Origin of the sequence: Peptoniphilus mikwangii (genome assembly GCF_000468535.1) — a bacterium.
Classification (GTDB): domain Bacteria; phylum Bacillota; class Clostridia; order Tissierellales; family Peptoniphilaceae; genus Anaerosphaera; species Anaerosphaera mikwangii.
Genome location: NZ_AUQY01000002.1, coordinates 511,228 through 527,429 on the forward strand (window position 1 = coordinate 511,228; position 16,202 = coordinate 527,429).

A 16,202-nucleotide genomic window follows, 5' to 3' on the forward strand; every position below is an offset into this window, starting at 1 on the left:
AAAGGATTTTTTAATTTATTATTACATTTTTTCAGGTGCTGCAACACCAATTAAATTAAGTCCTTCTTTTATTACTGTTTTAACTGCATAACAAAGCATAAGTCTTGCATTCTTAAGTTCTTCATCTTCAACTATAACTTGAGTTGAATTATAATATTTATTAAATAGCTTAGCAAGTTCAACTACATATCTTGTAATGAAGTATGGTTCATATTTCTCATGTGCATCAATTACAACATCTGTAAATTTATAAATTGTTCTAAGCAGATTTAATTCTTCATCTAATGTCAATAATGATGCATTAAATTTATTTTCTTTGTCGAAGTTTCCCTTTTCAAGCAAAGAACAAATTCTCGCATGAACATATTGAACATAAGGACCTGTTTCTCCCTCAAATGTCAATGTTTTATCCCAGTCGAAAACATAATCTTTAATTCTTTGATTAAATAACTCTTGGAACTTAACTGCGCCGATTCCAACTTGTGCTGCAAGTTCTTCTTTGTTTTCAATCTTTTCTCCTCTTTGTTTTTCTCTCTCTGTAAGAATTTCTAAAACTTTATCTTTTGCTTTATTTAAAACATCTTCAAGATATACAACTCTTCCCTTTCTTGTTGAAAGTGTTCCTTCTTCAAGTGACACCATACCAAATGGCACATGGACTACTTCATCCGACCAATCATATCCCATTTCGGCAAGAACTGCCTTCAATTGTTGGAAATGAAGAATTTGTTGCGAACCTACAACATATATATTTCTTTTCGGATGATATGTTTCATGTCTATAATGTGCCGCCGCTATATCTCTTGTAATATAAATAGTGGAACCATCTGATTTTATAATCAAGGATGGTGGAAGATTATATTTTTCAAGATCCACTATTTGTGCTCCGTCAGATAATTTTAATGCTCCGCTGTTTTTTAACATCTCAACTTCTCCCGGCATTTTATCTGAATAAAAACTTTCTCCATTAAATGAATCATAATGCACATCTAACATATTATATACTTTGTTAAACTCATCAAGAGATATTTCTCTTATCCACTCCCAAAGCTTATAAGCTTCCTCATTTCCGTTTTCAAGCTCATTAAACCAGTGTCTGCATTCATCTTTAAGTGCAGGGTCGGCTTCCGCCTCCGCATTTATCTTTACATATAATTTTAAAAGTTCAGGAATCGGATCATTCTTTATTACTTCCTTATCTCCCCATTTTTTAATTGCCACAATTAACATTCCAAATTGGGTTCCATAATCTCCAAGATGATTTATTGCAATTGTATTATAACCTAAAAATGCATAAATTCTCTTTAAAGAATCTCCTATTATTGTCGATCTTATGTGTCCTATATGGAACGGTTTTGCAATATTCGGAGATGAATATTCAACTACTACGTTTTCTCCTTTTCCTATTCCCGGTTTTCCATAATCCTCATTCTTTTCAGATACTTCTCTAAGAACAGTTTCCGCCAATTCTTTTTTATTTATAAAAAAGTTTATATATGCAGATTTTGATTCAACTTTTTCAAAATATTCACTATTAATAGAGCCTGCTATTTCACCTGCTATTATTGCTGGATTCTTTTTATACACCTTCGCAAGAGAAAATACCGGAAATGCAAAATCTCCCATTTCATAATTCGGTGGAGTTTCAATCGCATTTCTGATTTCTACTTCTGAAAGTTCAGGAATTTTTCCATCTAATATCTTTACAATTTCGTCTTTAAAATTAATCATAGCTACTCCTCTTTGTTTTATATTTTTTATTATTTCTATATTTGTTATATTATACACTACTTACTTCAATTCTACAATGGTAACTCCCATTCCTCCTTCATTATATGCACTATCTGTTGCAGATTTTACATATTTATTCTTTTTGAGATATGCTCTTAACTTTTCTCTCAAAACTCCGGAACCTTTTCCATGTATTATTCTGATAGTTTTAAGTCCGGACAAATACGCATCATCAATATATTTTTCAACTATTATTTTTGCCTCGTCAAAATTTTCTCCTCTTACATCTATTTCAGATTTGATAAGCTTTGATTTCCTGTCTATTATCTTTTTTGTCTTTGTCTTTTGAACGGTATCATTTTCATTAGAATATACAAGCGTATTTTTAGGGAGCTTCATCTTCATCATTCCCATTTGCACTAATACATTTCCGTCCGCATCAGGTAATTCAAGAACTACTCCATCCGCACTTAATGATATTGAACGTATGCTGTCTCCTATTTTTAAATCTTTAACAGGATTTTTTACCTTTTCAATTTTTACCTTTTTGACATTGTTTGCAACATCTCTTAAATTATCTCTTAATACATCTTGAGCTTGTTGTAACTTTCTTGCCTGTTCTACACTTAGCTCCTCTTTAATAGAATATATTTCATCTAAGACAAGCTCTATATTTTCTTTAGTACGGGACAATAAATTTCTTGCCTCATCTTTTGCATCTGATATTACTTTTTCTCTGCTGTTTCTGATTTTTTCAAGTTCCCGCTCAAGTTTTTTATTGTGCTCTTCAAGTTTTCTCTGTTCTATTTCAGCTTTTTGTTTATGCTCTTCTATCTTACTTCTGTCTTCTTCAATAGATCTTAAAACTTCCTCAAATTCAATATTATCTTCACTTATAAGTTCTCTCGCTTCATCAATTATCTCATCTGAAAGTCCGAGTCTTTTCGAAATTTCAAATGCATTTGACTTACCGGGCACTCCTATCAGTAATTTGTATGTCGGAGAAAGTGTATCTACGTTAAACTCCATAGAAGCATTTGCTACTCCGTCCACTGTAAGAGCATATATTTTAAGTTGATTATAATGCGTTGTTGAAACTGTCCGTATATTTTTTTTCAACATATAATCCATAATCGCTCTTGCAAGAGCAGCCCCTTCTGTCGGATCTGTTCCTGCCCCGAGTTCATCAAATAAAACTAAGCTTTTCTCTGTTGCCCTTTCTAATATTTCAACTATATTTACCATGTGAGATGAAAAAGTTGACAGTGATTGTTCTATACTTTGTTCATCTCCTATATCTGCAAGAACTTCATCAAAAATTCCTATTTCCGAGTTTTCCTGTGCGGGTATGTGAAGTCCATATTGCGACATTAATGTAAGCAGTCCCAAAGTTTTTAAGGTTACAGTTTTTCCTCCCGTATTTGGTCCTGTTATTATAAGAGATGTAAATTCATCTCCCAAGTAAATATATATGGGAACTATTTTTTTTACATTTAATAACGGATGTCTTGCAGCCTTTAAATTTATATAACCTCTGTCATTTAGCATAGGTCTGCTTGCATTTTGATCGAGAGATAATTTCCCTTTTGCAAATATAAAATCTATTTCCTTTAAAATATCTTCATTAGCTGCAATCTCATAACTGACACCGGCAACCATATTTGACAATTCCTGTAAAATTCTCTCTATCTCTTCTCTTTCCTCGGATATTAATGTCTTTAGCTCATTATTATAATTTACAACCGCCATCGGTTCAATATAGACAGTCTGTCCGCTTGAACTCATATCGTGTATTAGTCCCTTTACTTTAGATTTATTCTCTTGCTTTACCGGAACTACATATCTTCCCTCTCTAATTGTTATTATAGAATCCTGAAGGTATTTTTTATCAGATTCACTTGTAACTATTGAATTTAATTTATCTCTTATAGCATCCTTTTTCTTTACTATTTGTCTTCGTATAGATGCCAACTTGGATGATGCCGCATCCGAAATTTCATTTTCAGATATTATGGCATTATTTATTGCATCTTCAATGTTTTTAAAACTGCTGAGACCTTCACCAAGTCCTTGAAGTATCGGATAGTTTCCGTCTTTGCTGTCTATATTAAAATAATTTTTTAAATATCTTGATACTCTTAAAAAATCAGAAACGCTCAATAACGTTGCAGCGCTCAAACTTCCTCCTATGCTAACTCTTCGCATATAATCTTTCATTGCGCTGATTCCGAAAAGTGGAGGTTCTCCTTTTTTTACTATTAGATTAACTGCTTCGGATGTTTCATCAAGCCTTCTGTTTATTTCATTTATATCAGTAGAAATATCTGTTTCAGATGCCATTTCTCTGGCTATATCAGAAACAATTATATTTTTCAGCTTTTCAATTACCTTATCAAACTCAAGAATTCGCTTAGATTTTTCAAACAGATTGCCCATTTAAAATCCCCCTGTTATAATGTCCGTTTGTAACTGCTCCATATTTTTTCACTAATTTATCCTTTAATATATCTGAATTAAAACTTTTACCGTTTAAAATATCACTATATAAATTAACAGATTCATCTATATCTTCTCTTAAATTTAATTTATAATTCTCTATTCCCATAGACATATAATTTTTTACTTTTTCTGCAAGCATTATAGGATGACAATTGAAAATTTGTGAAGTCTCTCTATCTCTTTCAACCAAAAATTTTTCTCCTCTACCATCTTTTAGATAAAATCCTCTGCTGTATTTACATTTCATACAATTTTTAGTATCTTTACAATTCAGCTCAACAGACATCGGACAATGAACCATGGTCATAACCGGAATTAATCCATGAGATATAACTTCTATTTTGTCCGCAAAATTTTTAGAGATAACTTTGATTTGTCTATTATTTAATTCCGGACTCAAGATAACTCTATCAAATCCCATCTCAAGAAGACATTTTACACTATAACTGTTGAAAGCATTTAATCCGATATCTGCAACCTTCACTATATCAATTCCGTTTAAAAGTGAAATTTGTGATAAATTATTTAATAACACTTCATCAAATAAATGAAAATTGTTTTTTAAAATATCAAAACTCTCAACAAGCTGTTTTGAATTTTGAAATTTTTTAAATACAGCACTTAACATTATATTTTTCTCTTTTAGATAACTGATAACATCATCTGTAATTTTATCTATCGGAAAATATATTTTATTTACCTTTTTTTCATTTAAAGATTTTAAATCATCTAAATTATTTATTTCAACATTAAGCTTAGCTTTTGAACGCTTTACTTTTCTATCTATGTTGAAGATAGAATTGTCCACAAAAATTCCTGCTCTGTCCCTTTTTATGAATAACCTGTCCAATTTCTCAATTGCAGCTCTTCTAAGTTCATTTATAGCGGACATTGGCATAAATATATTTTCATCAAATATAATATTTATCAATCCCGCCTTATAAATCGTTGAACCGAGTTTAGATAAATTTTCTCTGATTCTCTCTTCATCTAATGCTCTATTTTGAGCCTTTTGAACTAAAGTATCAATTTCTTCTCTAACTACGAAACCGTCACATTCCATTTCAATAACCGGTTTCTTATCTATTCTGAACTCCGCTCTTATATTTACGATTCTATATGATGCGGATTCATTCAGTTTAAAATTTATTGAATCTAACAACTCTTTTGATGACGCCTTATATATTTTAGAACCGACTATTATTTTCTTGTCCGTTTTAAATTTATATTCTTTCAAATTTCCGCTATTAAAATCAGACTTTAATCCGATGCTGTTTCCGTTGTAATTAAACTCCAACCCATCTCCTATATTTACTTTATCATTCAGCAATAAAATATAAGTTGATTTTGTCTTTGAAATTACTTCTCCTATCAAAACTCCTCTATTATCAGGTCTGTCATAAGAAATAAAATCTCTTCCGAAATCTCCGTTAAATAAGCCGTTCGTAAATCCCCTATTAAAAATTTGCTTGACATTATTTTTATCTTCCGAATTAACTTCATCCTCAATTGCTTTTTTATAGCTTGAAACAATCTGATATACATACTCAGGTTTTTTCATTCTTCCTTCGATTTTCAAAGAATATATTCCCCTGTCAATGAGTTGTTTAACAGATGATATTGTATTTAAATCTTTAGGTGAAATTAAATATTTCTCATCTGCCACTTTATTAAAAGCCAAATCTAATATTTCGTACTTCTTTCTGCAAGGCTGAGCACAATCTCCTCTGTTTCCTGAACGTGCACCTATCATAGAACTCATAAGACATTCACCCGAAAAGCAAACACACAATGCCCCGTGAACAAAACCTTCTATATCCAAATCGGTCTGTTCTTTTATCAATTCTATTTCACTAAGTTCAGTTTCTCTTGCAAGAACAACACGTTTAAAACCAAAAGCTTCGACTGTTTTTGCTCCATACAAATTATTTATTGCCATCTGCGTACTGGCATGAATTTCTATGCCCTTAAAAAGTTTTCTTGCAAGAAGTGAAAATCCTAAATCTTGTACTATTATTGCATCTACTCCTATTTTATATAGATATTCCGTAAATTTTATTGCCTCTATCATCTCGGTATCATCTATTAAAATATTTATAGTTACATATATTTTTACATTCCTTAAATGAGCATATTCTACAGCCTTTTTTAAATCTTCATTCGAAAAATTGTGTGCTTTGGATCTTGCACTGAACTTTTCTCCTCCCAAATATACTGCATTACACCCCGCCTTAACTCCTGCTTCTAATGCTTCAAAGCTTCCTGCAGGTGCCAAGATTTCATAATTATTTTTATTCATTCAAATTCTCAATTTCTCTATTTAAATCCATTATTCTCTTTTGAGAATCATAAATTTGTTGCTCTAACACATTCTTTTCATCTTTAAGCTCATTTATAACAGCAAGCATTTCTTCAATTTTCTTATTTTTATTCAACGCTTCACTTCTAAGTTCTGTATTATCCTCTTCAAGAGATTTTATTTTATCTCTCAGTTTTGAAATATTATTTTTAAAATCCTGCTCGTCTAACAAGTGTTTAAGATTTTCTTCTCTAAGTTGCTCAAGTTCATCTAAACTGTTTTTATACGCATCATCATCTTCTTTTATAATTTGGAGCAATTCATATTCTTTTTTCATTTTTTCTTTTTCATCTAATAGATTAAGAGCAAGAAGAATTAAGTTTTGATTTTGATTTAACTTAAAATTTGAACTTCTCATATTATTTATTCTATTGTTTAAATCATTTGCAAGCTCTTTAATATACTCTTCATCATCATTCCCTATAATATGAAAATTCATATCGTCAATTTGAACTTTTATTCTCTTTTTATCCATGACTACCTCCTAAATTAAATAAAAGAATCAATGAAATTTAAGTTTTCATTGATTCTCAATCAATTAAGCTCTGAGATTTGCACCATACTCTTTACTTAAATCATCTACAACTTTTGAAACTATATCATTTACTTCTTTATCTACAAGCGTTCTGTCATTTGCTCTAAATGTCATTGAAAATGCAATGGATTTTTTTCCGGATTCAATATTTTCACCGGTATAGACATCAAACACCTTAAATTCTTCAAGTAATTTCTTTCCATGTTTTCTGGCTATTAACTCAATTTCTCCGGCATCTATATCTCTATCGATTACAACCGCTAAATCTCTTCTCATTGCAGGATACTTAGGAAGTTCTCTGAATTTATAATTTTCAATGCTATTTTCTAAAAGTTTTTCAAATTCAATTTCTGCAACATAGCATTTTTTCTTCAACTCATAATTTTTAGCTACCAATGGATGAACTTCTCCAAATACTCCGATATATTTTCCATCAACATAAATTTCGGCGCTTCTGCCCGGATGTAAATAATTTATATTCGCTCTTTTATATTCAAGGTTCAAAATACCTACTTGCCACAACGCTCTTCTAATGCTTTCCTTTAAAAAGTAAAAATCTCCCATATCATAAAATCCCATAGAAAGTTTTAACTCTTCTCTCGGAAGCCCTTCTCCTTGAGGTATAAATGTATTGCCGAATTCAAATCCTGCAACATACTCATTTCCTCTATGTTCATTCTTCGAAAGCACTTCTAACATATTGGAAACTAATGTAGTTCTCATAATACTATATTCTTCGCCCAAAGGATTAATTATTTTTACAACTTTTCTCTTATCATCAGTTTCATCTAACATAAGCTTGTCAAAGTTTGACGGGCTTACAAATGAATACGTCATAAATTCACTATACCCTATGCTGAGTAAAACTTTTTTTATTCTATCCTCTAAATTTCTAAGCTCAGATCTTCCGCCAACTGTAAGCGAACCTTCAAGCGGCTTCGGAATTATATTATGATAACCGTAAATTCTTGCAACTTCTTCAATTAAATCTTCTTCAATTTCAATATCAAGTCTAAATGTAGGAATATGTGCTGTAATCACTTCTCCGTTAATATCCGTATTAATTTGAAGTCTGTTCAATAAACCCGCTATTTCTTCCGCACTCAGCTCAAATCCTATTAATCTGTTACACTTTTCAACTCTTAAATTTAAGTCTGTTATATCTCTAACTTTTCTATAATTGTCAATAGAACCTTTTACGACTTGTGCCGCATTAATTTTCTCAGCTAATTGGCAAACTCTATCAACTGCAATTTTAGGAGCATTTATGTCTATTCCCTTTTCAAATCTTGCAGATGCCTCAGAGCGAAGTTGCAATCTCTTTGATGTTTTTCTTATACTGTCAGCGTCGAAATTTGCTCCTTCAAGTAATACATTAACCGTATTATCCTTAATTTCAGAATCAAATCCTCCCATTATTCCTGCAAGACCTATTGCTCTTTTACCGTCTGCTATTACTATATCCTTTTCTTCTAAAAGTCTGTCCTCATCATCTAATGTCTTTATAACCTCGCCGTTTTTTGCCTGTCTTACGACAATTTTTTTATCGTGTAAATCATCAAGGTCATAAGCATGCAACGGTTGCCCATATTCAAGCATAACAAAATTTGTAAGGTCGACTATATTATTTACAGGTCTTACACCTGCGGATACAAGATAATTTTGTAACCACAACGGTGATGTTTCTATCTTGACATTTTTTAAAACTCTCGCATAAAATCTGTCACAATTTTCAGTTTCAATATCGACCGTATTAAAATAATCCGCTATATCATCAACTTCATTTAATATATCAATTTCAGGTTCCGATAACTCCATATCAAAAGTCGCGGCAGTTTCTCTTGCCATTCCTATAATGCTCAAACAATCAGGTCTGTTTGGAGTAATTTCTATCTCTATTATTTCCTTGTCAAGGTCAAGAACCGAAATTGCACTCTTGCCTATTTCCGTACCTTCAGGAAATAGAAAAATTCCATCTTTTGCCTCTTTTGAAATTACACTGTTATCGTATCCAAGTTCACCTAAAGAGCAAAGCATACCATAAGACTCAACGCCTCTGAGTTTTCCCTTGCTTATCTTAACTCCGCCGCTCAAATGTGCCCCTACAAGAGCTACCGGAACTACCGCTCCTTCATATACATTTTTTGCTCCTGTTACAATCTGAAGTATTTCAGTTCCGACATTAACAGAACAAACTACAAGTTTTTCCGCATCCGGATGTTTTTCTATCTTCTCAATTTTTCCCACTACAACTTTGCTTAAATTTTCAGCTCTATTCTCAATAGATTCAACATGAGAACCGGTCGCTGTTATCTCATCTGCAATAATTTTTACATCTTTATCTATATTTACATAATCTCTAAGCCATTTTACCGGTAATAACATTTTAACCCCCTAAAATTGATTTAAGAATCTATTGTCATTGTCAAACAACATTCTTATATCACTTATTCCGTATTTAACCATCGCAATTCTATCTATTCCCATTCCAAAGGCAAATCCGCTGTAAACCTCAGGATCTATTCCGCAATTTCTAAGAACATTAGGGTGAACCATTCCGCATCCTAAAAGCTCCATACTCCATCCTGTATGATTACATGCAGAACATCCCTTTCCGCCACATACAGTACAAGTTACATCAACTTCTGCACTTGGTTCTGTAAACGGAAAATAGTGAGGTCTGAATCTTGTCTTCATATCATCTCCAAAAAGGGTCTTTACAAAAATATTCAAAGTTTCAAAAAGATTTGCAAGCGAAATATTTTTATCCACTATAAGCCCCTCTAATTGATGAAACATCGGTGAATGAGTAGCATCAACCTCATCAGATCTGAATACTCTACCTGAACATACCATTCTGAGCGGCGCACCGTATTCCTTCATCGCTCTAATTTGAACCGGGGACGTTTGAGTTCTCAAAAGTGTATTTTCATTTATATAGAAAGTGTCGCTCAAATCCCTTGACGGATGATTTTTGGGAGCATTTAACAAGTCAAAATTATTCTCTACAGACTCCACTTCAGGTCCGTCATACACTCTAAATCCCATCTTTATAAATAAATCTTCAAGTTCTTCTAAAGTTTTTATAAGAGGATGTTCATGTCCGACTATTAACTTGTCACTATTAAGAGTAATATCCACTCTTTCTTCTATGAGCTTCTTCTCCAACAATACTTTATTTAATTCACTTGTTTTTTTATTTAATTCACTTTCAATTTCAGCTCTTACTTCATTTGCAAGAGCTCCCATAACAGGTCTTTCTTCTGCAGAAAGTTTTCCCATTTCACGAAGTACAAGTGTCAACTCTCCTTTTTTCCCTAAATATGACACTCTTATATTCTCTATTTCTTTAACATCTAAAGCAAGCTTTAAATTTTCTAATGCTCTTCTTTTAATATCTAAAATTTGTTCTTTCATCTTATCCTCCCGAGTCCTCATTCATAAGAGTATTATAGCATTAAGTCTCTACATTATCAATGTTAGAGCTGTATTGTCTTTACTCATTAAAAATTATTATTTATTTAATTCATAATTTATTCTTGATAAAATTCAATTCATATGTTATCATAATTAAGAAGTTATGGCGACATAGCCAAGTGGTAAGGCACGGGTCTGCAACACCCTTATCACCAGTTCAAATCTGGTTGTCGCCTCCATAAAAAGAGTTGAGATTTAAATCTCAACTCTTTTTTAATACCATTGATACAAAAAAGTGCATTAGAAATTTCTAATGCACTTTTTTAAATCTAATTAAAATTTAATACAGGAACATTGTTGTTGGTATAACTGCTTGCAGGCGTTAATTCATAATTTTCGTTTCTTAAAAACTGAACATTAGCTCCATTTCCTATATCTCCATTTTGATCAACTGTTCCCATCATCCTGATTACAGCAAGTCTATTTAATGTATTTGAAGTTCCGATAGAAATTTCCTTTTCAGAACCCAATTTTAAATAAGGATTATTTGATTCTATTATTCTTACAGTATAAATTGTATTGTAAAGTGCCCCGCCAAAAGCGTTGTCATTTTTAACCGATATGACTTGAGCTACTGCATCAAAGCTTGCCTTAGGATCTATTATTTCAATTGCCCTTATATAGTTTCCGTTAACTTCAGCTCGCACATATTGATTATAAAGGGTATTTTGATTTAATGATAAATATCCTCCGGTTGCAACTTTCAATCCTGTATTTTTATCCGTATACAATGTCAAATCCTTATTTGCAGTTCTGATAACAACTTCTAAATCAGGAGTTACCTGATTTTCATATGAATATCTCGGTCTAACATTTATAACTCTTCCCGTTTCAATATTTTGACTTTGATTTTGGTTGGTTCTGACTGCAATTTTATAATTTGTAGTGAAAGTAACATTTTGTCCTATTCTAAGATCTGTGAAAATACTGCTGAAATTAGAAGTTTGATTTTCATAGAAAGTATATTCCTTTCCATCTGCAAGTCTTAAAACTATATTGCTCTTTGTTGTGGAAGTAGCTGAATTAATTTTTGTTATATATCCTGTAACTGATCCGGTCTTAGGATATGCAACAGCCTCTGTTACCTTTCCTGAAGAATCCGTCTTAAATTCGACAAGCTCATCAAATGAAAGTTTTTCAGGTTTTATTTCATATCCAAGCTCATAAATTTTAGCTCCGTTTGCAAGAGTAAACATAGCATTGTCAGTAGTGTTAAACATATCAGCTTTTGTAGTGTCAACACTTGAATCATTTGTTCTATATTTAGCTGTAAATCCTGTTATATGTGTGTTTGTAACATATCCGATCAAGTTTTTAGCGCTATTTATTACTTCAACTGTTTTTGCAATTCCCGTTACTGTGGAATCTGTTCCTGTAACATAAGTTATCTTAACTTCCTGTTCAGGCTTAATATCTTTAAATGTTGCTGCTTGTCCGTTAATCTTATATGTTGTACTTGCATTTACTCTAAATTGAGATCTCTTGGAATCTTTTTCTATGATTACAGTATCGAGATTGTTAAGAGTAGTTGCAAGAACCACTTTTCCCGTTGCTGTTAATGTTTGTGTATTTAAAGACTCAGATTTTGCATAATCATAAGATAATTTTGTTATCTTAGCCATTTCAGATCTTCTGATATATCTCTTTCCTTCAAATTTTCCATCAGAACCTGTTGATGAAAATATGTTTTCTTTAACTAAAGATGCTAAATATCCTCTTGTACTTGTCGGAATATCATCCTTATCAGTATGTTTTAATAAAGATTCATCTCCCTTAGCTGATAGTTTAAGTGCTCTTGCATAATATACCGCTATCGTATTTCTATTAGGATAAACTAAATCTTTTTCTTTAACTCCCTTAGAAAGAAATCCGTTTTGCTTAGCTTCTTTAAGAGTGTCTGTTGTTATTATGCTTCTGTCAATAGAAATGGCAATTGCCTCCTTAGCCCAAGATGCAACCCCGCTTTTTTCTATATCGGAGCCATATTTTTCAACAGCCTTATTAATTTCATCTCTTGTAGGATTTATTATTCCCTTTATAAGCTGATGTACTTCCTCAAAACTTACCGCTTTGTCAGGTTCATAATTTCCGTTTGGATAGCCCTCAATTATTCCCTTATCACTCAATTCGTCTATATAACTGTAAGCCCATCCATAAGGACCGTTTTTCTTTACATCCTTAAATTCTTTGGCAAGAACAATATTCGGTACCAACATAACAGTACATAGTCCAATTGTAAGTGCCTTAACTATTCTCTTGTTCATTTTACATAACCTCCATTAGTTAATACACCTACATTATATCACATTAACCTCTAAAATCGTGTTACAAGTTTATTGCAAAATTTATATTTATCATACAATTTTATAGTTTTATTTTACTATTTTGTACTATTTGATGTATAATAAATTTAAGGAGGGATACTATGCGTTATTTACCCGTTAATTACGATACTAAAAATAAAAATGTACTTATATTGGGCGGCGGACTTCTTGCCCTTTCAAAAATTAAAGAATTATTAAACACAGAATTTAAAATTTATGTAATAGCAGACAGTTTTGTAGATGAAATTAAAAAATTGGCACAAACTAACAGTGACAGACTTTTTACAAAAGAAGAAAAACTCACTGAAAATTTTATTTTCTTTGCCTATGACTATTTATTGATAGCTACCAACAATTTTGAACTTAATGCAGCATTTGAAAAACGTGCTCAAAAATCAAAAATACTCTATGAAAGATGCGATATAACATCAGAATCGACTATGCTTTTAAATAAGGTTATAGAAAAAGACGGTTTGACAGTCGGAATATCAAGCAGTAAATTAAATCCGACTATAACCGGTATCTTATATGAAGACATCTCTGCTATGCTTGAAAAATACAGCAGTGAAAAAATCAAAATTCTAAACAAAATAAGGACGGAATTAATCAGAAAGAATTCTCCCAATACTGACGAAATAATAAGAGAATTATATGATAAAGAAAAACTTACATTAGATACCTATTTAAAAAATCTAAATTATAAGCCTGAACAGGTTTCTGAAAATACTGAGAATAAAAAAGAAACTGCAAATGAAATTACAGATGAAAATATAGAAGATATTGAAATTAAAGAAGTTGAAAAAACTGAAGTTACAGAAGTTTTAGATACAGATAAATCCGAAACGGAGTAATTGAATAAAATAATTTTAAAATACTGTAAAATTTTAATATGTAAGATAATATAAACTATGCAATGCATAGTTTATATTTGATTTATTTTAAACTTATAGTATAATCTAATTAGAATTTTTTCTAAATAGGTGATAATATGTTAAAAATCGAAAACTTAGTTAAAAAATATGGAAATAAAGAAATTTTACATGGAATAAACTTAGAAATAGAATCCGGAGATATATTTGGATTTATCGGCAAAAACGGTGCCGGAAAAACAACTACTATAAAATGTGTTGTCGGACTCATCGAATACGATAGCGGAAATATTCTTATAAACGGAATGGACAACTTGGAAAATTCTCTTGAATGCAAAAAAATAACCGCTTATATTCCGGATAATCCCGAACTCTATGAATTTATGAACGGCATAGATTATCTAAATTTCATAGCAGATGCATTTGATGTAAAACAGGATATCAGAATGGAAAGAATTGTAAAATATTCAAAAATATTTGACATACACAATAATTTAAACGAATCAATTTCCACTTATTCTCACGGAATGAAACAAAAGCTTGCAATAATTTCAGCTCTGATTCATGAACCGAAGCTGTTAATTTTAGACGAGCCCTTTGTCGGACTTGATCCTACTGCCACTCACTATTTAAAAGAAGAGTTTAAAAATATGTGTCAAAGGGGAACTGCGATATTTTTCTCTACGCACGTCCTTGAAGTAGCTCAAAATTTGTGCAATAAAATTGCAATAATAAAAGACGGAAATATTATTGAAGCAGGACTTACAAATGAGGTTACTAAAAAATCCTCTCTTGAGGATATCTTTTTGGAGTTGATGAAAGATGAGATTAGATAAACTTAAATTATTACTTAACATTGAAAAAAGAAGATTTCTAAATTCCAACTCAAATAGAAAAAAACTGTTTACGGGAATAACAGCTCTTATTATACTCGGATTTTTTATAAGTATATATGTAGTATCCATTACTGTATTTTTATATAACTCATACAGACAAATACTCATAACAACTTTTGCAATTATCGGTTTCATAGGAATTTTTGTATCCACGTTAAGAAGCGGCTATTCAAATTTATTCGGTAAAAGCGAATATAATATCATATTTCCGCTTCCATTTACCGATCTTGAAATTATACTTTCAAAGCTTGCAGGAATATACCTAAGTTCCTACTACTATGTTCTAATTATGCTGAGTTTTCCCGTACTGTATGTTCTGTTTAAGGCATATGGAATTATAGCAACAATAAACGGACTTTTGTCCCTTGTGTTTTTTCCCGCAATACCCGTTTCCTTAGCTTTGTTAATAGCATCTTTAGGTTCAAAAAACTTTAAGTTCAAATATGCAAGACAATTTTTTTCTATACTGTTAACACTGCTTATAGTATTGCTCTATGCACTGATATATGTATTTAGAAAACTGTTTTATGATAATTTATATTTAGCCGCAGTAAATGTATCCCGAGTTTTTACGACAGTTTTATTTCCATATAAATTTTTTGAAAATGCAGTAATCAAAAACAGTATAATTGAAACGCTGTTGTTTTCTGTAATTTCAATAGCTGTTGCAGCAATTGTATCTATTTATATATCTAAAAATTATTTTAAAATTCACTATAAAAATAATAATACCGCTAAATATAAAAAATCAAAGACACTTGATTTTAAAAAATCAAGCTTAAGTAAAACTCTGTTTAAAAAAGAACTCAGGACTTATTTTTCAAGTTCAATTTATCTGATGAATACTATTTTTGCTCCGATGTTTTTAACAATAATCGGAATCATATCAATATTCTTAGATGATAATTCACTTAACTCTCTAAGCGGATATAAAAATTTAGGCGAAATAGTAAGACTCAATATAATATTTATACTGTGTTCATTCGCCGCCATATCTCAAACTACCTATTGCTCTATGTCAATAGAAGGAAAAAATATTTGGATTACACTAAGTCTTCCGATAGAAAATAAAAAAATATTCATTTCTAAAATAAAGGTCGGAATGAGTATTATAATATTTCCAATAATCTTTTGTGCAATAGTTTTCGGAATAAAATATAAATTATCTGTTTTTGATATAGTAATGTTTATTCTTACACCTATCTCCTACTCGTTATTCGGAAATATTTTAGGCCTGTTATATGATATTAAAACCGCAAACTACTCATGGAACAATGAAAACGAAATTGTAAAACAGAGATTTTCTATGATACTCATACAAATAATTTTGGCAATACCATTACTTATAACATACTTTGTGTCAAGAAAATTTAATTTAAACAGTTCAATTATGATATTCATCGTAATAAGTATAATAAATACACTGCTTTTGATAAAGCTGACTAAGAAAAAGCTGTATATGGATTAATATTAATTAGTTTTTAAAAATCTTTTGTGTTATAATAAATTTAT

The 16,202-nt window shown here is 31.0% G+C and carries 10 protein-coding genes and 1 tRNA gene; 4 read left to right on the forward strand and 7 right to left on the reverse strand.

What is annotated here, in order from left to right; translation table 11 throughout:
• Positions 1-21: 21 nt before the first annotated feature.
• The 6 genes from argS to pheS all read right to left on the reverse strand — a co-directional run bounded on the left by argS (position 22) and on the right by pheS (position 10,541).
• On the reverse strand, positions 22-1,731 hold the full coding sequence (gene argS / locus M915_RS02870; protein WP_036729778.1) for an arginine--tRNA ligase: 1,710 nt from the start codon (positions 1,729-1,731) through the stop codon (positions 22-24).
• A 60-nt stretch (positions 1,732-1,791) separates the two neighbouring features.
• Positions 1,792-4,167: an endonuclease MutS2 gene (locus M915_RS02875; RefSeq protein ID WP_036729147.1), complete on the reverse strand. Its 2,376-nt coding sequence runs from the start codon at positions 4,165-4,167 to the stop codon at positions 1,792-1,794.
• The gene (locus M915_RS02880; RefSeq protein WP_036729150.1) at positions 4,151-6,529 is read right to left on the reverse strand and encodes a U32 family peptidase; all 2,379 of its coding nucleotides are present in this window, start codon (positions 6,527-6,529) and stop codon (positions 4,151-4,153) included. Before M915_RS02880 ends, M915_RS02875 begins: the two co-directional genes overlap by 17 nt.
• Positions 6,522-7,064: a coiled-coil domain-containing protein gene (locus M915_RS02885; protein ID WP_036729153.1), complete on the reverse strand. Its 543-nt coding sequence runs from the start codon at positions 7,062-7,064 to the stop codon at positions 6,522-6,524. Before M915_RS02885 ends, M915_RS02880 begins: the two co-directional genes overlap by 8 nt.
• Before the next feature lie 63 nt (positions 7,065-7,127).
• Positions 7,128-9,509, reverse strand: a complete 2,382-nt coding sequence (pheT, locus tag M915_RS02890) for a phenylalanine--tRNA ligase subunit beta (protein WP_036729157.1) — start codon at positions 9,507-9,509, stop codon at positions 7,128-7,130.
• A gap of 9 nt (positions 9,510-9,518) precedes the next feature.
• Positions 9,519-10,541, reverse strand: coding sequence for a phenylalanine--tRNA ligase subunit alpha (gene pheS / locus M915_RS02895; RefSeq protein ID WP_036729160.1), 1,023 nt, complete (start codon positions 10,539-10,541; stop codon positions 9,519-9,521).
• A gap of 165 nt (positions 10,542-10,706) precedes the next feature.
• Between pheS and M915_RS02900 the strand changes: the two genes are divergently transcribed.
• Positions 10,707-10,780: transfer RNA gene (locus M915_RS02900), tRNA-Cys, on the forward strand.
• Positions 10,781-10,870: 90 nt separating this feature from the next.
• On the opposite strand, the gene M915_RS07270 is transcribed toward M915_RS02900, so the two are convergent.
• Positions 10,871-12,865, reverse strand: a complete 1,995-nt coding sequence (locus tag M915_RS07270) for an S-layer homology domain-containing protein (RefSeq protein WP_051259773.1) — start codon at positions 12,863-12,865, stop codon at positions 10,871-10,873.
• Positions 12,866-13,026: 161 nt separating this feature from the next.
• On the opposite strand from M915_RS07270, the gene M915_RS02910 reads away from it, so the two are divergent.
• From M915_RS02910 to M915_RS02920, 3 genes are all read left to right on the forward strand, one after another.
• Positions 13,027-13,776 (forward strand): precorrin-2 dehydrogenase/sirohydrochlorin ferrochelatase family protein, encoded by a 750-nt coding sequence (locus M915_RS02910; protein WP_036729162.1) that lies wholly within the window; start codon positions 13,027-13,029, stop codon positions 13,774-13,776.
• A gap of 137 nt (positions 13,777-13,913) precedes the next feature.
• Complete coding sequence (locus tag M915_RS02915; protein ID WP_036729165.1) at positions 13,914-14,630, forward strand: ABC transporter ATP-binding protein; 717 nt, start codon at positions 13,914-13,916, stop codon at positions 14,628-14,630.
• Complete coding sequence (locus M915_RS02920) at positions 14,617-16,158, forward strand: hypothetical protein (protein ID WP_036729168.1); 1,542 nt, start codon at positions 14,617-14,619, stop codon at positions 16,156-16,158. The genes M915_RS02915 and M915_RS02920 overlap by 14 nt, the downstream gene beginning before the upstream one ends.
• The last annotated feature ends 44 nt before the right edge of the window (positions 16,159-16,202 follow it).